This is a genomic window from Paenibacillus sp. SAFN-054 (genome assembly GCF_051966755.1).
In the GTDB taxonomy this organism is placed as follows: Bacteria; Bacillota; Bacilli; order Paenibacillales; family Paenibacillaceae; genus Paenibacillus_AQ.
The window spans coordinates 344,527-363,089 of record NZ_JBQCKS010000001.1 but is presented as its reverse complement, the minus strand read 5'-3'; the positions used below and the strand labels follow the sequence as shown (position 1 = coordinate 363,089).

Sequence of the window (18,563 nt, the reverse complement as noted above, 5' to 3'; positions counted from 1 at the left end):
CATAAACTTAGTAAGCTCTGGCAAAAACAACCGTATGCTTGGCAGGCTGTCCGCAAACCAGGCAGGTGTGCTTTTCCTCCGCAGGACTGAATGGAATGTTCCGGCTCGTTGCACCTGTCTCTTCCTTCACCTTGCTCTCGCATTCCGCAGAACCGCACCAGCCGGCCAGGGAGAACCCGCGCTTCTCTTCCATGCTCGTTTTCATTTCTTCAAGCGTATCCACCGAATAGAAGTTGTCCGTCATAAACTGCTTGGCACGGTCGAACATCTCGCGCTGCACTTGATCCAGCATCGTTTGAACCTCTTCGACCAGGTTCGCCTGCTGAACGACTTTCTTCTCGCCGGTAATGCGCGATACCAATACGCAAACACCGTTTTCCATGTCGCGTGGCCCGATTTCAAGACGTACCGGTACGCCGCGCATTTCATATTCGTTGAACTTCCAGCCTGGGCGCACATCGCTGCGGTCGTCAACACGAACCCGGATGCCCGCTTGTTTCAGTTCCGCAAAAAGCTCGTCCGTCCGGCCTACAACGGCCTCCCATGTTTTTGGCGGTCCGATCGGAACCATGATGACTTGGGTTGGAGCCACTTTCGGCGGCAGTGCCAAACCACGGTCGTCGCCATGCACCATGATCATCGAACCGATCAGGCGCGTACTCGTTCCCCATGAAGTCGTATGCACGTATTCCTGCTTGTTTTCGCGGCTCAAATACTGAATATCGAAAGCAACCGCAAAATTCGTTCCGAGATAATGGGATGTGCCCGCCTGTACCGCGCGGCCGTCCTTCATCATCGCTTCGATGGAGAAGGTATCCACGGCGCCCGCAAATTTCTCGGATGGCGTCTTTTGTCCCGTGATAACCGGAATCGCCAAATATTCTTCCACGAAGTCGCGGTAAACTTCGAGCATTTTCATCGTTTCTTCGCGCGCTTCCTCTTCCGTCTCATGTGCCGTATGGCCTTCCTGCCACAAAAACTCACTTGTGCGAAGGAATGGCAGCGTGCGCTTTTCCCATCTTACGACGTTTGCCCATTGGTTAATCAGAACAGGCAGGTCGCGGTAGGATTGGATCCATTTCGAATACATGTGGCCGAACATGGTCTCGGAAGTTGGACGGATGGCGAGACGCTCCTCGAGCTTATCTCCACCCGCTTCAGTAACCCAAGGCAGTTCCGGATTAAAACCTTCCACATGCTCTTTCTCCTTCTGGAAGAAGCTCTCCGGAATGAAGAGCGGGAAGTAAGCGTTCCGGTGGCCAGTTTCTTTGAAACGGCGGTCCAGCTCATGCTGGATGTGCTCCCAAATTTCATAACCGTCCGGACGGAATACGATACAGCCGCGGACCGGCGAGTAATCCATGAGATCTGCTTTTTTAATCACGTCGATGTACCAGCGGGAAAAATCCTCTCCCTGCGGCGTAATCTCGGTCACAAATTGTTTATCGTTTGACATAAAAGTGGATTTCCTCCCAAGAATGTGCTCCCCGCGAGCAGCGGCGGAGCCTTCATCATCATTTATCCGTTAATTAATCGTAATATATCATTGTAGGTAACTGCAATCATTAATAGGAAGAGCATCGCAAAGCCTACGAAATGGACCATGCCTTCCCGGCTGGGGTCCACCGGCTTGCCGCGTAAAGCTTCGACTCCGAGGAAGACCAGCCGGCTTCCGTCCATAGCCGGAATCGGCAGCAGATTAAATATTCCGAGATACAAGCTCAGGATCGCCGCCCAATACGTCAATTGAACGATGCCCTGCTTGGCAATCTGCCCCGTCACTTCAAAGGTACGAACCGGCCCTCCAATATCGTCCATATTGAATTGTTTGATCAACTGGCCAAATCCCTGGAAAATAATTTTGGTCGTATCGACCATGTCTTTTCCTGCACCGGTGAAGGTTTCGCCAAACCCTGCTTTGCGGGTCGGAAGCTGAGGCGTAATCCCTACTTTTCCGCCTTCCTGTCCTTCCATCGCACGCGGAATCAAGGTCACGTTGAACACTTCGTCACCGCGGCGGATTGTCCACTTCATCGGCTTGCCTTTGGACTTCGACGTCAGGTCGATCATCTTTTGGTAGTCCGCACCGATTTTGACGCCGTCGATCGTATCGACGATGTCGCCCTTTTTCAGATTGGCTTCGGCCGCAGGCATATCTTTGGAAACCTCCCCGATTTGAACATAGGTTGGATTTTCCAAAGGCATACCGGCCATTTGCAGATGCACGCCGAAAAGAATGAAAGCAAGGATAAAATTCATCAGCGGTCCGGCAAAAATGGACATGGCGCGCTGTCCAACCGTTTTGCTCCCGAACTGGCGGTCCCGCGGCGCAATTTGCGTTTCCTGGGACTTGGCCACCAGCATAGCCTGCGGATGGATGGGGTACTGCTGAATTTCGCCGTCGACATCGAGCCGGATCTTCAGACTGTCCGTCAAATCGATGAATTCCACTTCACCACGAATCACGTTTTTGCGGTTATCCAGCTGATCCAGATAAATCTTTTTCGCTTCGCCGTCCTTCACCCGGATGGCAACGGTTTGTCCAGGGTGGATTTCTACCAGCTCCGGATCCTCGCCCGCCATGCGCGCATAGCCACCGAACGGAAGCAGGCGAAGTGTGAACTGGGTCTCCCCTCGTTTATAAGAGAACAGTTTCGGACCGAAACCGATCGCAAACTCCCGTACCAAAATGCCCGCACGTTTGGCGAAATAATAATGTCCCCATTCATGTACGGTCACGATGACGAAAAACATGAGTACCGTTAAGAAAACTACCTGCACCATTTCCAATTCGTAGCATCCCCCTTTATTGTCTGAGACCGAATCTCTATAATCCATGAACGGACCCTTGCGGCACCGTCCTCATAGAATGAATTATTGCCCGCCTGGAGCTGTTTGAGCCTTTGGGGCCCGCCTCGATGATTTCACGAAAGGGCTCGACCCGCAATTCAGTCTATATAGATTATCATTATTCTCCGGTCCCGCACAAGAGAATCACTTTTGAGTCATTTTTTAGATAAGGGAGAAGAGTGGGTCATTGGCGATAAACATATGCTCAAGCGACTTTACAGCTTGGCCGCGATTTCTCGTGTGCGTGTGTCGCACTCTTCGATTTCCGCGAGTATAGGTTCAGAAATGTTGTGATGCCGCTCGAGCACTCTTTCGATAATATCCTCAATCTGCAAAAATGAAATCTCCCTGCGTAAAAACCGCGCTACGGCCACCTCGTTTGCAGCATTGAATGCTGTTGTGGCTGTACCACCCATTTTACCACAATCATAAGCCAGTCTTAAACAAGGGAAGCGTTCGAAGTCCATTTCTCGGAAATGGAGGCTTCCTGCTTCAGCCAACGACAGGCGCTTTGAAGGAGAGTCCCACCGCTGCGGATATGTGAGCGCGTACTGAATCGGCACCCGCATGTCCGGGTTGCCGAGCTGTGCAATGATGCTCGTATCTTTGAATTCCACAAAAGAATGAATGATGCTTTCCGGATGCAAAAGCACGTTGATCTGCTCGTAAGGAAGTCCGAATAACCAGTGGGCCTCGATGACTTCCAGGCCTTTGTTCACCATCGTCGCCGAGTCGATAGTAATCTTGGCTCCCATCGACCAATTCGGGTGCTTCAAAGCATCCTCAACCGTCACCTGCTTCAGCTCTTCGCGGGTCCGGTCCCGGAAAGAGCCGCCGGATGCCGTAAGCGTTATGCTGGCCAGATCCTGGCGGTTCTCCCCGTTCAAGCATTGAAATATCGCGGAATGCTCGCTGTCGATAGGCAGCAGCTTAACGCCCTTTTGCTTCGCAAGCGCCGTTACCAAATGTCCGGCCGTCACGAGTGTCTCCTTATTGGCAAGTCCGATCGTTTTCCCCGCTTCGATCGCGGCCAGCGTGGAGGGAAGCCCCAGACTCCCCATCACCGCCGTGACGACCATTTCGGCGTCCGTACCGGCAGCAACTTCGATCAAACCTTGATCCCCGTAGAACACTTCCGTCCCTTCCGGCACCTCCGATTTGATCTGCTCAGCCAGCTCGCGGCTTCCCACCGAAATTTTGCGTGGTCTGAACTTCCGGACCTGCTCCAGAAGGAGCGTCGTATTCGAGCCTGCCGCCAGTCCTTCGATTTGAAAATGGTCAGAATGCTTCGCCACCACATCCAGTGTCTGCGTTCCGATCGAGCCCGTGGAACCGAGCACGCTAATCTTCTTCATAACGAACCTTCTCTCGCATTTAATAAGGCATCAACATCATGATATGTACGAACGGAAAAACGATGATCCAGCTGTCGCATCGGTCAAGGATTCCTCCGTGTCCCGGCAGCAGCGTCCCGGAGTCCTTGATGCCGTAGACTCGCTTGTAGGCCGACTGAATTAAATCACCCAGCTGTCCGGCTACCGCGCAGGCAAGCCCGATCGCTAAAGCTCTTCCGAACGAAAGAATACCGCCGGAAAACAGAGAGAATACCACGGCGGCGAGCATGGCAATGACTACACCGCCAAGAGCTCCTTCAATGGTCTTATTCGGGCTGATCGCAGGCCATAGCTTGTTCTTGCCAATCCATTTGCCTACAAAATACGCGCCAGCGTCGCTGGCCCAAATCGATACAAGCAGCAGGAAGGTCCAGAACAACCCGTGACCGTCCGGAGCATTGCGGGAGTCGGCAATATAGAAAAAGCCGACTCCGACATAAACGGCACCCAAAAACAGCATCGCAGCCTGCTGTATTCCGATTTTGTTCTTTGTTATGACCGTGACCAGCATAAACAGGAACATGAGCAGCCATATGGCATGGTCCCAAGAGAACGGGAACTCGATGTCCAGCAGCTTCCAGGGAAACATAAACATCAGAACGCCCAAATAACCCAGCCATGCCGTCCCGCTAAAAGGCGGAACCTTTGTCATACGCACGAATTCATAATACCCGACCATCGCCATCGCCAGGACGATGAGATGGTATGGCAGTTCGCCGAGCAAGCAAAGCCCCAAAAAAACAACCCCAGCTATTATTCCGGTAATCAGTCGTTGTTTCAACGATCTCCATCCTCCATCAGGCTAAGTCAGGCCGCCGTATCTTCGCGTCCTGCGTTGGTATTCAGCGACCGCTTCATATAAGTATTGTTCATTGAAATCAGGCCAGTAAATATCGGTAAACCACATTTCGCTATAAGCCATCTGCCACAGCATAAAGTTGCTGATCCGCATTTCTCCACTGGTTCGTATGATCAAATCAGGATCCGGAAGATCTCTGGATAGCATATGACGGTTCAGCAATTCCGGCGTGATGTCATCCGGGTCCAAAGCTCCGGACGCAATTTCCCGCCCCAACTCTCGCATGCAGTCCGAAATTTCTTTGCGGCTGCCATAATTAAGCGCAAAGTTAAGCACCAGACCGGTATTTTTCTCTGTGCGTCTGACCGCTTCTTCCATGGCGCTAAGCGTGTAGGAAGGAAGTCCTTCGCGGTCACCCATCATCCGAACCTGCACGTTTTTCTCGATCAGCTCATCCAGCTCCAGAGCCAAAAACTCCTGAGGCAGACGCATCAGAAAATCGACCTCGTCCTTGGGGCGCTTCCAATTTTCCGTCGAAAAGGCATACAGCGTCAAATACTTGACTCCCAGCTTATCCGCAGCAATTGTCGTTCGTTTCACGGCCTTCATTCCATTTTGATGCCCGATAAAGCGCGGCAGTCCATGGCTTTTTGCCCAGCGTCCGTTACCATCCATGATGATGGCGACATGCTCTGGCACATTGTCCATAGACCGCTCCGGCGGCTGTATTTGGTCTTCCCGTGTCCACCACGATCGAACTCGTTTGATCATTCTAGTTCCTCCATGCGGGTTTCTGCAAAAAAAGACACAAACCCCACCATAATAGGAGGGGCCGCAAGTCTCTTATACTTCCATGATCTCTTTTTCTTTAGCTACGAGCACTTTGTCGACTTCCGCGATGAACTTATCCGTCGTCTTCTGGATGTCTTCCTGGTGACGACGGGATTCATCTTCAGATATATCGGTTTTTTCCATTTTTTTAATATCGTCATTAGCGTCGCGGCGAATATTACGGATAGCAACCTTGGATTCCTCACCGAACTTCTTCGTCATTTTGACGAGTTCCGTACGGCGTTCCTCTGTCAGCGGCGGGATGACCAAGCGGATGGTATTTCCGTCATTGGCTGGTGTAAGTCCGAGATCAGACTTCATGATCGCTCTTTCAATGTCAGACAGGGAGGATTTGTCCCATGGCTGAATCATCAATGTACGCGTATCCGGGGTATTAATGTTTGCCAGCTGGTTCAGCGGAGTCATTGCTCCGTAGTATTCCACCTGAATGCGGTCCAGCAGGGCTGGAGTCGCGCGTCCGGCGCGCAGTGTCGCCAAATCTCTTTTCAAAGCGGAGATCGCCTTTTCCATGCGCTCCTCCGCGTGTTTTTTCACCGTTTGAGGCATTAGTCTACACTCCCTTTAACGATCGTCCCGATTTTCTCACCTTGAACGACCCGTTTGATGTTTCCTTGCTCGGTAATCGCAAATACGATCAGCGGAATATTGTTATCCATGCAGAGGGAGGATGCCGTGGAGTCCATCACACCCAAATTCTTGTTAAGAACGTCCAAATACGTCAGTTGCTCGTATTTTTCTGCTGTGCTGTCTTTGAAAGGATCTGCAGAATATACGCCGTCCACTTTGTTTTTGGCCATCAAAATCACTTCGGCTTCGATTTCAGCTGCACGCAGCGCAGCTGTCGTATCCGTCGAGAAGAACGGGTTGCCTGTTCCTGCCGCAAAAATGACCACGCGGCCTTTTTCCAGATGGCGGATGGCTCTGCGGCGAATGTACGGTTCAGCGATCTGCTGCATGGCAATCGACGTTTGTACGCGCGTTGGCACTTCGATTTGTTCCAGCGCATCCTGAAGCGCGAGCGAGTTCATGACGGTAGCCAGCATTCCCATGTAATCGGCCGTTGCACGGTCGATACCGCTCGAACTGCCGGCGATGCCGCGCCAAATGTTGCCGCCGCCGCATACAATCGCGACTTGAACGCCCAGTTCCACAACTTCCTTCACTTGTTCAGCAATGGATGCGATGGTGACAGCATCTATGCCATATCCGTTTTGGCCTGCGAGCGATTCACCGCTGACCTTTAAGACAACTCGTTTAAAAATAGGCTCTTTCAAAATGTTTACCCTCCACTTTAAGACAGCACCTGTCTGGTGCCAGTTTAAGAAACCTTTGCTTCCTGCTCTGCCTAAGCAGAGCATACCAGAACTGATGTCATTCTCATACTCTAAAGAAAAACTTCCGATGGGGGGCGCATGCCCCGGCAGCGGATGTTTTTCTTACGAGATCAGGCGGTATTTCATGGAAAGCAAACCTTGCTGATCTCTGAAAAAAGAGGGAACACTGGCGTGTTCCGCTCTTTATCGTACCTGTGTATTCAAACGCTCAAGCGAGCTATGGAAATGCTTAGTTCTTAACTTGTGCCATAACTTCTTCAACGAAGTTATCCACTTTTTTCTCCATGCCTTCGCCCAGCTCGTAACGAACAAAGCGACGGATCGAGATGTTTTCGCCGATCGTGCTGATTTTCTCTTTCAGCAGGGTAGCGATGGTTTTGTCCGGATCTTTAATGAAGGACTGCTCAAGCAGGCAGAATTCTTCATAGTATTTACCAATACGGCCTTCAACCATTTTTTCAACGATCTTTTCAGGCTTGCCTTCATTCAGGGCTTGTGCCTTCAGGATTTCTTTTTCTTTCTCGATTTCTTCAGCAGGAACCTCTTCGCGGGCTACATAACGCGGATTGGAAGCCGCGATGTGCATTGCGATGTCGCGAGCGAATTCCTTGAATTGATCGGTTTTGCCTACGAAGTCGGTTTCGCAGTTGATTTCAACCAGAACGCCGATACGGCCGCCGCCGTGGATGTAGGATTCTACAACGCCTTCAGTAGCTACGCGTCCGGCTTTGTTTGCAGCTGCAGCAAGACCTTTTTCACGAAGAACTTCAATTGCTTTGGTGATATCGCCGTTTGCTTCTTCAAGCGCTTTTTTGCAATCCAGCATACCTGCGCCTGTTTTTTCACGAAGCTCTTTTACTGCACTAGCACTAACTGCCATGGAATATTCCCTCCAAAAATTGTTCGTTAAATTTGTTTGTTCAGACCGCATTTCGGTCGTTTCATTGCGATAACCGAATGTATTCGACAGAGCCGAATTCATCTGTAATCTTAAAAAAAGGGCAGTGAGAGGTTATCCACCTACCAACCACCCTTTTCATTTAATTCATGTCTATGCTTGCTATCCTGCTGAACTTAGGCAGTTGTTTCTTCGCCTTGGTGAGCTTCCACCACAGCGTCAGCCATTTTGCCAGTCAACAGTTTCACGGCACGGATCGCGTCGTCATTACCAGGAATAACGTAGTCGATTTCGTCCGGATCACAGTTCGTATCAACGATACCTACAATTGGGATACCCAATTTGCGGGCTTCGGCAACTGCGATACGCTCTTTGCGAGGATCAATGATGAACAAGGCGCTAGGAAGGCCTTTCATGTTCTTGATACCGCCAAGGAATTTTTCAAGACGATCTTTCTCTTTGCGGAGAAGGATAACTTCTTTTTTAGGCAGAACAGCAAATGTGCCGTCTTCTTCCCACTTCTCAAGCTCTTTCAAACGATTGATACGTTTTTGGATAGTTTCGAAGTTAGTCAAAGTTCCGCCGAGCCAGCGTTGGTTAATGTAGTACATGCCGCAACGTTCAGCTTCCTCTTTCACGGAATCTTGAGCTTGTTTTTTCGTGCCGACGAACAGGATTGTACCGTTCTCTTCAGCTACGCCTTTAACGAAGTTAAAAGCTTCCTCGACCTTTTTAACTGTTTTTTGCAGGTCGATAATGTAAATGCCGTTTCTTTCAGTGAAGATATATTTATCCATTTTCGGGTTCCAACGACGAGTCTGGTGACCGAAGTGAACGCCAGCTTCGAGAAGCTGTTTCATGGAGATTACTGCCATCTTCACACACCTCCTAAGTTTGGTTTTTTATTGTGTCCTCCGCTGCTTTCATTTCCCGTCAAGACTCTCCATCAGGAAAGCACCCTTTACGAAATCCGACAGCGTGTGTTTTAACACCGTCATTTAATATACCATAAGTGAATGACTGTTGCAACGCCTATTCACGTGTTTTTCCTTCCCGCGGAAACATTAAAAAAACCGTCAGGCTGCATGTCCATTCAGCTAGGCGGTTTTGTCGTAATTTTGGCGATTATGCTGCTGAAATCTTCCCCGGGCGCAAACTCGTACGTTCCGGATAAGATTTTGGTGCTCATTTTCTGGCTTCTGCCTTTTGCTACGAAAGAGGCCGTGTCGGAAATGACACCTGCCTGCTTCAGCTTGGCGGCAACGTCGGTCAAATTGCTTCCACTCGTAATTTTCACTTTAACGGATGGAGCTTTGGGCGTAGAGGGGCTTTTGCCTGCGGCTGGATTTACGGTCTTTGGCGCTTGTCCATTCGCCTTGGAATCCGGGGCAGCCGGCTCCGACGGCGTGGCAGGCTTCTCGGTCTTCTTCCCGGACTCGGGGGCCTTTACTTCGCTGCCCTGGGGCTTGGAGCTCTGATCGATCATCTGCTGCTTCCATTCCTCTTCCGTCATTCGCTTCTCGTCAGCGTCAACCAGCTTCAAATCCATTGCTTCCGCCTGTTCCTCAAGCTGCTCCTTTGTCAGACTGGCCGCTGCCGGTGTATCGGCGATCGTTTGCTGGCCCGCCCCGACATTCATCAGCTGCAGTAAAAGCGCTCCTGCCACCAAACCGCTGCCCAGACCGGTCATGAATGAACGATTTTTGATCACAACGATCCCTCCTGCTTGGCCAGCTGCAGAATCAGCTGTACTTCACCGCTCTGCATACCTACAACTTTCGCAATGCCATCCACGGATTTTCCTTGAGCATACAATTCAAACAGCTCCGGGTAACGTTCCCGTATGGAGGGTTCCTTTGCTTCCTCTTCTATAATAACTGCCTTCGCCTGATCCTGCTGAAAGAGGCTCATCTGAGCAGCGGCCGCTTCTTGAGCTTGCGTCAGCAGCACGGATGCTGCCTGATGGTTTCCTTGCTCTGCCGCGGCCAGACGGGCTTCCTGATGAAACGTCTGCTGCTCCAGCTGAATCAGTCTCTGCCTCATTTCGGAAAGCTGTTCCTGAAGGACAAGCTGTTTGGATGCCGACTCCTGTTTCATTTGGCTGATCAGGTCGACCAGCTCTTCATTTTCGCGTTCGATATCAGACATGTACTGCTCCAGTGTCGCTTCTACTTCCTGAACCATTTTATCTTTATCAGAAGAAGATTTGTCGACTTGCCGTTTAGGCAGCATGAGAGCATAAACTATAGCGGCGGCGCCCAATAAAACGACAATCATCCACGGTTTCAAACCTGTTGTTCTCCTTTACCTGCTTATTTTAGATGCCGTATGACGAGAAACCTCGGGCTACAGAGAAACATCCAGATGATGACCTTTATACGGGTGCTCCGCATCGGGATGCTCCTCCTGCTCCGGCTTTGATTTATGCCCATGAGATCCTTGGCGTTTGGAATCAGGCTGCTTCCCGTCCTCACGCACGGCAGCATTCGCAGTCTCATCAATCCCCGTACTCCGCTGACGGAGATCCTGACTTTCCTTGATCTGCTGTCCTGTCATAAACTGCTGCTCTTGTGAGGATCTATGATGAACATCGTTTTGTATTTTGCCCGCTTCCGTGGTACGGGGAATGGCAATTTGCATTTCTACCGCTTTCAGACTCACGAATATTCACCCGCCTTAGAGGTAAGTTTTCACTTCTTAGCCTCCATGCAACGTTCTAAATATATGGGGCCATCGTTATGTCGCCATCATGATAATAAAAAGAGACGCGTTCGGCCGGATCCTTGATGAATCTTGTATATCTGCCAATGACGATTTTGGATCCTCCATAGATCATTTTTATGATATCGACCCTCGCCTTGACCGTATCTTCAAGCGTTTTTTCAATTTCAAGTATCCGTTCTCTTGCCGCAGCCTGCTCCCGCTGCGTTGATTTTTGGGTCGCGTTCAGTTTCACCCTGAGAGCCACCTTATCCGGTGTCAGCTGTCCCGTGGACGCAAGCTGGTTCAATAAAGTCAGGGCCTTTTCTGTTTTATCCAGCGCTTCCTTGAACTGCTTCGTCTGTCCGCGCAAATCGGTCAACTCGTTTCGGAGCTCCGGCTGAACGCCCACTTCGATCGAGGTCATGGTGGACATGCTATTTCCTACCGTCCGCGCCGTTACCCTCTCGCCAGCCTGGATGCTTCCTCCGACGATCAAGCCTTTGGTTCCGTTGCAGATCACGTTTTTGCCTGCGCGGATATTTGAATGCATAATGCTTTGCGATACGATGACATCCTCGCCTGCGACAACGGTTCCGTCCTGAATAAACGAGCTTTTGACGTTTCTTCCCGCTTTGACATAGCCTTTGTTGTAACCGATGATGCCGCTCGTGATCTCGATTGAACCATCCGCGTCCAGTTCGGCCCCTTCAACGCCGCCGACGACGCGAATGTCGCCTGCAGCCTTTACCCGGAATCCGGTCAATACATTGCCGCGGATCACGACCGTTCCGACGAAGTCGATGTTGCCGACGCTGTAATCGACGTCACCGTTGACCTCATATACCGGGAACACGTTGATCTTACCTTTGTCTGTCGTGGCAATCAATCCGTCAATCGCCGCATACATGGAGGTCTGCTCGGCATCGAGCACTACGTTCTTCCCGACTTTAAAATAGGCCTCTTTCCCTGGTTTAAACGGAATGATCTCACCCGTTACCGACGTACCGGGCTTACCGGGCTGAGGCGGCATCCGCTTGGCGATCAGCTGTCCCTTTTTCACATTGTTCAGATTCAAGAGTTCCTTATAATCCACCTTGCCATCTTCCGTTTCCAGCGGCTTTTGTTCCCGCTCCTCCCGCAGCTTGAACGCATACTCGATGTAACCATCCGTTCCACTGACAGGCTGCTCCCCCATGGCGACCGGCGTACGATTGAACATATACTCTTCCGGGTGGCTCGCAATTCTGCTGATAATATCCCGCTCGATCCCGTATTGAACCTGGTGGGTGCGCAAAAAAAGCATCAATTCGTCTTCTGTGCACTTGAAGCCCTCTTCACGCTTTGAAAACTGTATATATGCAACGCTTTTATCGTCCGAGAACGTAACACTCAAAAAGCTATCCAATGCTAATTGGGCTGTCAATCCTTTTCCTCCCTTCCATTTCTACAGCGGTCAGTCGTTTTGCATCAGCAAATCCCGATGTTTTTCCAGCGTTCCCCGTAAACGTAAAATCGCTTTGGAATGCAGTTGAGAAATTCTCGAAGGCGAAAGAGACATCACCTCGGCAATCTCGCTGAGTGATAAATCTTCGTAATATAGCAACGAAACGACGGTACGCTCTTTTTCTGTGAGCTTCTCAAGCCCCTTGACGAGCGATTCTTTTAAATAAAATTCGTTGACCTTATAATCCGGATTCTTCGCTTTGTCGTCTACCATAATAGAAAGCCTGGTTTCCGACTCTTCTTCCCTGATAGGATCTTCGAGCGAGCACAGAGACATGACAGCCACTTCCTGCAGCATATGCTGAAATTCTTTGACTGAAACGTTCATGTAATCGCTCATTTCAGCATCCGATACGGTGCGGAGATGCTTTTGCTCCAGCTGCTGGTATGCATCCTCGATCTTTTTCGCCTTTTCACGAACCGAACGGGGCACCCAGTCTCCTTGGCGGAGCGAATCCAGAATCGCCCCTCTGACCCGAAAGGATGCGTAGGTCTCGAACTGGAGACCGCGTTTATAATCAAATTTATCAACCGCATCGATCAAGCCCATAACGCCGTTGCTGGCCAGATCGTCCTTGGACACATTCTTCGGAAGACCGATAGCCAGGCGGCTCGATACATAATCCACAATGTGCAGATAGCTCTCTATCAATTTCTTTTTTGCTTCCAGATTTCCATGCTCTTTCCACTGTTCCCAAAGCTCGGCGTGATTCAGATGAGAAGTTTTACGATCGTTCACTACCCTCACCCTCCTTATTTTTCTGTCAGGTGACGAACCGCTTTGGCCAATTCTTCAGGATCCTTTGTCGAGACCAGTTTCGGCGGATTGAGTGGTGTAAAACCATTACCGTTTTCATTGGATTGATCGGGTTTTGGCTTCAGCAGCTCGTTCAGCTCGTCACTTTCATCTGGGGTCGTCAAGTCCAAACGGTTTCCCGTTAGCTTGTCCTCTTCCTTTCCGCCCTGCGGCGTAGCATGTTCCTGCGGGCTGCTGATCACAGTCCAGACCCATCTAAGCAAGAATGCCAATAGAAACCATGCGACAAAAGACACCAGCCCACGTATAACACTTGTCATAAACAGATTATTTGTCAGAGAAAACAGCAAGGTCCATATAAAACCTATAACGCCAAAAACCAGATTAAACCGCAGATTTCCTTTCATGGCTACATTTCCTTTACACCTGTTTGTACACTGCGGATATACAGGATTCCCGTACTTGCATCCAGTTCGATCGTACGCCCGTAGTTACCGCCCGTGTCTTCAGCAATGAGCGGAATCTGAAGATCTGCCAACTTCAATTTGCAGGACTCCACATTCCGCGGTCCGATTCTCATGGTGTCCCCGGTGCCGGCAAATGCGAACATCTGCGAGCCTCCTGCCATTTTGGCGACGATGCGCGAGGGGGAAGCACCCATTTGCAATAGCTTGTCCAGAAGAGCAGGCAGAGCCGTATCCGCGTACTTGGCGATGTTCAGCTGTCCTTCGCGGGCAATGTCCGATGACGGCAGCATGATATGCGCCATACCGGCCACCTTCAGCTGAGGGTCATACATCGTGAGACCGATGCAGGAGCCCAAGCCGACCGTCCGGATCACTCCGGAACGCTGCACAACGTTCAGGTCGGCCATGCCTACTTTCACTATGCTTTGCTCTTCAATCATGATCCACAGGTACTCCCAGCGATTGAAAAATCTTGGCGAACGAGTCCGGATCCGGAATGAGGAAAAATTGCCCTTCCACCTCGTGGTCGTCCTCCAGAAACGTCGTATCGATCAAAAGGGCATCGTCTCCCATTTGTCCGAACTGCAGTAAACCATAACTCAATATGGCACCTGCCATGTCCATTGCCATGGCCGGAACCGTCGGAGACATGGACAGCTTCGTGAAATCGGCCAGTGAGGATAAATACGAACCCGCCAAAATATTGCCGATTTCGCATAATGCCGACTGCTCCATCTCATCGAAAAGGGATTCCGTATCGGGAAGCACGCCAACCAGCCGGTTCAGCAAGCCCTTGGCGGCATCAGGACTCAGAATGAAGAAAAGGTTCCCCGGCGCATCCCCTTCCACGCGGAGGAAAATCGCAATCACAACCTGCTCGGCTCCCCCCACCTTGTCTGAAATCGCTTCGAACGGAAGAAGCTGCACCTTGGGTACTGCCATGTCCACCGGTTTGTTCAAAAGGAGCGATAATGCCGTCGCCGCATTGCCGGCGCCGATATTCCCCACTTCCTTTAAGACATCCATTTTAAATTCCTTAAAATGCTTAAAGACCTCCACCGGCCACTACTCCTCTAAGCTTTCCAATTGAATAATTTCACTTTTGTTCAGCACTTCGGAAAGATTCAGCATGATGAGCAAGCGGTCATCGCCGATTTTGGCGACTCCGTCCAAATATTTCGCCTTGATGCCCCCAACCACTTCCGGCGGCGTTTCGATGCGGTCTGTATGAAGATCGATGACATCATTGGCCGAGTCTACGATAAAACCGACTTCCATGTCGTTCACGGCTACGATAATAATCCGGGTCTGATCGGTATAATCGCCTTCTTCAAGTCCGAAACGGCCGCGCAGATCAATGACCGGAATCACAACACCGCGCAAATTGATGACGCCTCTTACAAAAGTGTACGTTTTAGGTACTCTGGTGATCGGAAGCATACGTTCAATCGTTTGGACCTTGTCCACTTCAATCCCGTATTCCTCGCTGCCAAGTTTAAATACGATAACTTTGATTTCCTCTCCCATGAGAAAAACCTCCCTTTATGATTACAAGCTCGGATGCGGAAAAGAATGGCTTGTCTATTTTATAAACACATTTGGATCAAGAATGAGCGCAACCTGACCGTCACCCAGGATAGTAGCCCCGGAAATCCCTTTAATCGGCGGGAGATATTTGCCAAGCCCTTTCAGAACAATTTCGTTCTGACCGATAAATTCGTCAACCGCCAGCGCTGCCAGACGTTCGCCCTTGTGAATGACGATAATCTCGGTTTCCGCCTCTTCGTTCTCATTAAAATCGGCAATGCTGAAAATACGGCTGAGCGAAATAAGCGGAATATGCTGCCCGCGGAACTCGACCATGCGATTGCCATGAACCGTGCGGATCTGTTCTTTGCGCACCAAGCCGGTTTCCACGATCGATGACAGCGGAATGGCGTATTTTTCAGAGCCCATTTTGACCAGCATAGCCGCAATGATCGACAGGGTGAGCGGAAGCTGTACCGAGAAATTCGTCCCTTTGCCCGGTGTCGAATAGATGGTAACCTGGCCGCCGAGCGACGTGATTTTTGCTTTGACCACGTCAAGGCCCACCCCACGCCCGGAGACATCGGATATTTTCTCAGCCGTACTGAATCCTGGAGCGAACAGCAGCTGATGAACCTCTTCATCGGACATACCCGATGCCTGCTCCTCGGTAACCACGCCTCTCTTAAGAGCGGTTTTCAAGATATTTTCCCGGTAAATGCCGCGCCCGTCTTCTTCGATTTCGATAAAAACATGATTTCCGCTGTGGAAAGCCCGCAAATGGACCGTTCCCGTTTCCGGTTTCCCTGCGCTGATCCGGTCGGCGATAGGCTCGATGCCATGATCGACAGCGTTACGCAGAAGATGCACCAGCGGATCCCCGATTTCGTCAATGACAGTCCGGTCGAGCTCGGTCTCTGCGCCGGTGATGATCAGGTCAACCTTCTTATCCAGCGATTTGGCCAAGTCGCGCACCATCCGCGGAAAGCGGTTGAAGACCGTATCGACTGGGACCATCCGCAGTTTCATGACGATATCCTGCAGATCGGAGCTGACACGGCTCATATGCTCTACCGTCTCCGTCAGTGCATGATTCTGAACCTCGGTGGCAAGCTGTTCCAGGCGAACACGGTCAATCAACAATTCACTGAATAAATTCATGAGGACGTCAAGCCGTTCGATGTCTACACGGATGGTGCGCGATGGAGCCGCACCTCCGGCCTTAGTAGGGGATTTGGCAGCAGGCGCCTTAGGGGCCTGTTTGTTTACTTCCTGAACGGGTACTGCCGCAGCCTGCGGTTTCTCAGCGGTTTCTTCCTTAGCCGGAGCAACCGCGGCCGCAGCTTCCTGCGATGCTGCTCCGAGCTCGCTCATTTGCTGCAATGTTTCCTGATCAAGCTCCATGACGGTGACTTTGTCAATCTCCGACACACTTAAAATTTGCTGCTGTAGTTCGGCAGGATCCTTTAGTGTTATGTAGTAAAGGGAGAAGCTGAACTCGAACTTTTCCTGCTCAATGTCCTGCACGGAAGGAGAGGATTTGACGACCTCGCCGGATCTTTCAAGCAAATCGAACACCATGTAGGCTCGTACGGCCTTCAACTGGCAATTTTCACGGATATGAACGTCCAGATACAACACGCGATGTCCATCCGCGATCGACTGGTTTAATACGGAATATTGGAACTCATCCAGCTGAATAGCGGTATTCGCGGCAGAAACAGCAGCGGCTGAGCTTACTTCCTCACCGCCGGCGGAAGCTTTGGCTGAGAGGTCTTCCCCTCTGACAATCGCCTGAAGCGAAGACACGATCTGGGATACATCAGCCTTACCTTCGCCGCCTTCGGTTATATCCTGCACCATGGATTCCAGTGCGTCCAAGCTTTTGAACAGTGTGTCGAAAATAAAATCCTGCATGGCCAACTTATCGTTGCGGACCAAATCCAGCACGTTCTCCATCTGGTGGGTGAGCGCGGCGAGATCCTCGAATCCCATCGTAGCGGCCATTCCTTTTAACGTATGGGCTGAACGAAAAATCACTTGAACGATCGAAAGATCACTCGGGCTGCCTTCAAGCAGAAGCATATTTTCGTTCAATGATTGCAGATGATCGTTGGACTCATCAATAAACATGGATAGGTATTGGTTCATGTCCATTGTGAGACACCTCCTTTATAGGTTCACTTTCCGTTATCTCACAGCACGAACGACGCCGGCTGCGATTTCTTGAAGGGGTAAAACATGGCTTACGCAATTCATTTCTACCGCAGATCGCGGCATGCCGTACACGACGCATGTCTCTTCGCTTTCGGCGAACGTGCTCGTGATTCCCGAATCGTAAAGCCGTTTCATCATCCGCGCTCCGTCGCTGCCCATGCCCGTCATCAGGACGGCGTGACGCTTCAGCGGTGCGAGCGGCAGCAGCGATTCAAACAAAACATCCACCGATGGCCTGTGGCCGTTCAACGGCTCATCGTCCGAGAGAACCAGTGTGTACCTTCCCCCAGATCCTTGGGCTACACGCATATGCCGTCCACCGGGTGCAACATAAGCACAGCCCGCCTTCAGGGTCATGCCATGCTCGGCCTCCATGACCTCCAAGGCACTGAAGGTATTGAGGCGCTGTGCAAGGGATTTGGTGAAATTGGGCGGCATATGCTGCACAATTACGACCGGTGCGGGCAAATCCCCAGGAAGCTTTTCCAGTACTGCTTTGAGTGCCCTCGGCCCTCCTGTGGAGCAGCCGATCGCCACGATCTGTCGGAATCCTTCCTGCTGTTCCTGCGCATGCAGTCCATGAGGCGGTGCCGAAACGGCAGATTCCTGCCCGAAGACAGGTTCGCGCTTGGATTTGGAAACGGGAGGAACCGGCTTTTCCTTTTTAGGTTTAGCACGGCTTTCCTGTATCTTCGCAGCAGGCTCCTGCTTTAGGGGAAGTGCAGCCTCGCGCTTATGAGGTTCCTGATTCTTTCCTATTACCTTTGGCACATTCGCGGCATGTGAAGGCATCGAAACGGATTCCACCTTTTGCTGCTGCCGCTTCTCCTCTTCCGCCCGGAAGGCTGCTCTGCGCTCGCGCGCGCTCATGGCCGCCTTCAGCTGTTCCAGAAGGGCATCCCCGACCTGTTCAATATGCTGGGCATAGGTTAGGGAAGGCTTTCGGATAAAATCAAAGGCTCCGGATTCCAAAGCCATAATCGTTTCCTTCATACCTTCCTCATTGATTCCCGACAGCATAATGACCGGTAACGGATGCTCGGCCATAATAAGCTTGAGCGCTTCAAGGCCGTTCATCTCCGGCATTTCGACATCCATTGTGACAACATCAGGCTTTAGCCTCGTTATTTTCTCGACTGCTTCCTTTCCATTCACAGCTGAGTCTATGACCTGAAACGCGGGATCCTTCTCGATCAAATCCGAGAATATTTTCCGCATAAATGCCGAGTCATCAACGACTATGACCTTATATGGCGACATGC

20 protein-coding genes are annotated in these 18,563 nt (G+C 50.9%); all 20 read right to left on the bottom strand.

What is annotated here, in order from left to right; genetic code table 11:
- Window positions 1-7: 7 nt before the first annotated feature.
- The 20 genes from proS to ACTHPM_RS01610 all read right to left on the bottom strand — a co-directional run bounded on the left by proS (window position 8) and on the right by ACTHPM_RS01610 (window position 18,561).
- Entirely contained in the window at window positions 8-1,456 is a 1,449-nt protein-coding gene (gene proS / locus ACTHPM_RS01705) for a proline--tRNA ligase (protein WP_440393457.1), read from the bottom strand.
- 62 nt (window positions 1,457-1,518) lie between these two features.
- Window positions 1,519-2,790, bottom strand: coding sequence for an RIP metalloprotease RseP (rseP, locus tag ACTHPM_RS01700; RefSeq protein WP_440393456.1), 1,272 nt, complete (start codon window positions 2,788-2,790; stop codon window positions 1,519-1,521).
- Between the two features lie 275 nt (window positions 2,791-3,065).
- Window positions 3,066-4,205, bottom strand: coding sequence for a 1-deoxy-D-xylulose-5-phosphate reductoisomerase (locus ACTHPM_RS01695; RefSeq protein ID WP_440393455.1), 1,140 nt, complete (start codon window positions 4,203-4,205; stop codon window positions 3,066-3,068).
- A 19-nt stretch (window positions 4,206-4,224) separates the two neighbouring features.
- Window positions 4,225-5,025, bottom strand: a complete 801-nt coding sequence (locus ACTHPM_RS01690; protein WP_440393454.1) for a phosphatidate cytidylyltransferase — start codon at window positions 5,023-5,025, stop codon at window positions 4,225-4,227.
- Between the two features lie 21 nt (window positions 5,026-5,046).
- Window positions 5,047-5,814, bottom strand: coding sequence for an isoprenyl transferase (locus tag ACTHPM_RS01685; RefSeq protein WP_440393453.1), 768 nt, complete (start codon window positions 5,812-5,814; stop codon window positions 5,047-5,049).
- A gap of 72 nt (window positions 5,815-5,886) precedes the next feature.
- Window positions 5,887-6,441, bottom strand: a complete 555-nt coding sequence (frr, locus tag ACTHPM_RS01680) for a ribosome recycling factor (protein ID WP_440393452.1) — start codon at window positions 6,439-6,441, stop codon at window positions 5,887-5,889.
- Complete coding sequence (gene pyrH, locus ACTHPM_RS01675) at window positions 6,441-7,169, bottom strand: UMP kinase (protein ID WP_136604734.1); 729 nt, start codon at window positions 7,167-7,169, stop codon at window positions 6,441-6,443. The genes frr and pyrH overlap by 1 nt, the downstream gene beginning before the upstream one ends.
- 289 nt (window positions 7,170-7,458) lie before the next feature.
- Window positions 7,459-8,109, bottom strand: coding sequence for a translation elongation factor Ts (tsf, locus tag ACTHPM_RS01670; protein WP_160497015.1), 651 nt, complete (start codon window positions 8,107-8,109; stop codon window positions 7,459-7,461).
- Window positions 8,110-8,303: 194 nt separating this feature from the next.
- Window positions 8,304-9,002 carry a 30S ribosomal protein S2 gene (rpsB, locus tag ACTHPM_RS01665; protein ID WP_127607489.1) on the bottom strand — a complete coding sequence of 233 codons (699 nt, stop codon included), beginning with the start codon at window positions 9,000-9,002 and terminating at the stop codon, window positions 8,304-8,306.
- A 218-nt stretch (window positions 9,003-9,220) separates the two neighbouring features.
- Window positions 9,221-9,838, bottom strand: a complete 618-nt coding sequence (locus ACTHPM_RS01660) for a hypothetical protein (RefSeq protein WP_440393451.1) — start codon at window positions 9,836-9,838, stop codon at window positions 9,221-9,223.
- Window positions 9,835-10,416: a DUF6115 domain-containing protein gene (locus tag ACTHPM_RS01655; protein WP_440393450.1), complete on the bottom strand. Its 582-nt coding sequence runs from the start codon at window positions 10,414-10,416 to the stop codon at window positions 9,835-9,837. Before ACTHPM_RS01655 ends, ACTHPM_RS01660 begins: the two co-directional genes overlap by 4 nt.
- 57 nt (window positions 10,417-10,473) lie before the next feature.
- Window positions 10,474-10,788, bottom strand: a complete 315-nt coding sequence (locus ACTHPM_RS01650) for a hypothetical protein (protein WP_440393449.1) — start codon at window positions 10,786-10,788, stop codon at window positions 10,474-10,476.
- A 55-nt stretch (window positions 10,789-10,843) separates the two neighbouring features.
- On the bottom strand, window positions 10,844-12,253 hold the full coding sequence (locus ACTHPM_RS01645; protein ID WP_440393448.1) for a DUF342 domain-containing protein: 1,410 nt from the start codon (window positions 12,251-12,253) through the stop codon (window positions 10,844-10,846).
- Window positions 12,254-12,283: 30 nt separating this feature from the next.
- The gene (locus ACTHPM_RS01640; protein ID WP_440393447.1) at window positions 12,284-13,072 is read right to left on the bottom strand and encodes a FliA/WhiG family RNA polymerase sigma factor; all 789 of its coding nucleotides are present in this window, start codon (window positions 13,070-13,072) and stop codon (window positions 12,284-12,286) included.
- Between the two features lie 14 nt (window positions 13,073-13,086).
- Window positions 13,087-13,497 (bottom strand): hypothetical protein, encoded by a 411-nt coding sequence (locus tag ACTHPM_RS01635; RefSeq protein ID WP_440393446.1) that lies wholly within the window; start codon window positions 13,495-13,497, stop codon window positions 13,087-13,089.
- 2 nt (window positions 13,498-13,499) lie between these two features.
- Window positions 13,500-13,997 (bottom strand): chemotaxis protein CheD, encoded by a 498-nt coding sequence (locus ACTHPM_RS01630; protein ID WP_440393445.1) that lies wholly within the window; start codon window positions 13,995-13,997, stop codon window positions 13,500-13,502.
- Window positions 13,990-14,583 (bottom strand): chemotaxis protein CheC, encoded by a 594-nt coding sequence (locus tag ACTHPM_RS01625; RefSeq protein ID WP_440395321.1) that lies wholly within the window; start codon window positions 14,581-14,583, stop codon window positions 13,990-13,992. The genes ACTHPM_RS01630 and ACTHPM_RS01625 overlap by 8 nt, the downstream gene beginning before the upstream one ends.
- 39 nt (window positions 14,584-14,622) lie before the next feature.
- A complete protein-coding gene (locus ACTHPM_RS01620) occupies window positions 14,623-15,084 on the bottom strand; it encodes a chemotaxis protein CheW (RefSeq protein ID WP_440393444.1) in 462 nt (153 codons plus the stop codon).
- A gap of 54 nt (window positions 15,085-15,138) precedes the next feature.
- Entirely contained in the window at window positions 15,139-17,241 is a 2,103-nt protein-coding gene (locus ACTHPM_RS01615) for a chemotaxis protein CheW (RefSeq protein WP_440393443.1), read from the bottom strand.
- A gap of 33 nt (window positions 17,242-17,274) precedes the next feature.
- On the bottom strand, window positions 17,275-18,561 hold the full coding sequence (locus ACTHPM_RS01610; protein WP_440393442.1) for a protein-glutamate methylesterase/protein-glutamine glutaminase: 1,287 nt from the start codon (window positions 18,559-18,561) through the stop codon (window positions 17,275-17,277).
- Between the last annotated feature and the right edge of the window lie 2 nt (window positions 18,562-18,563).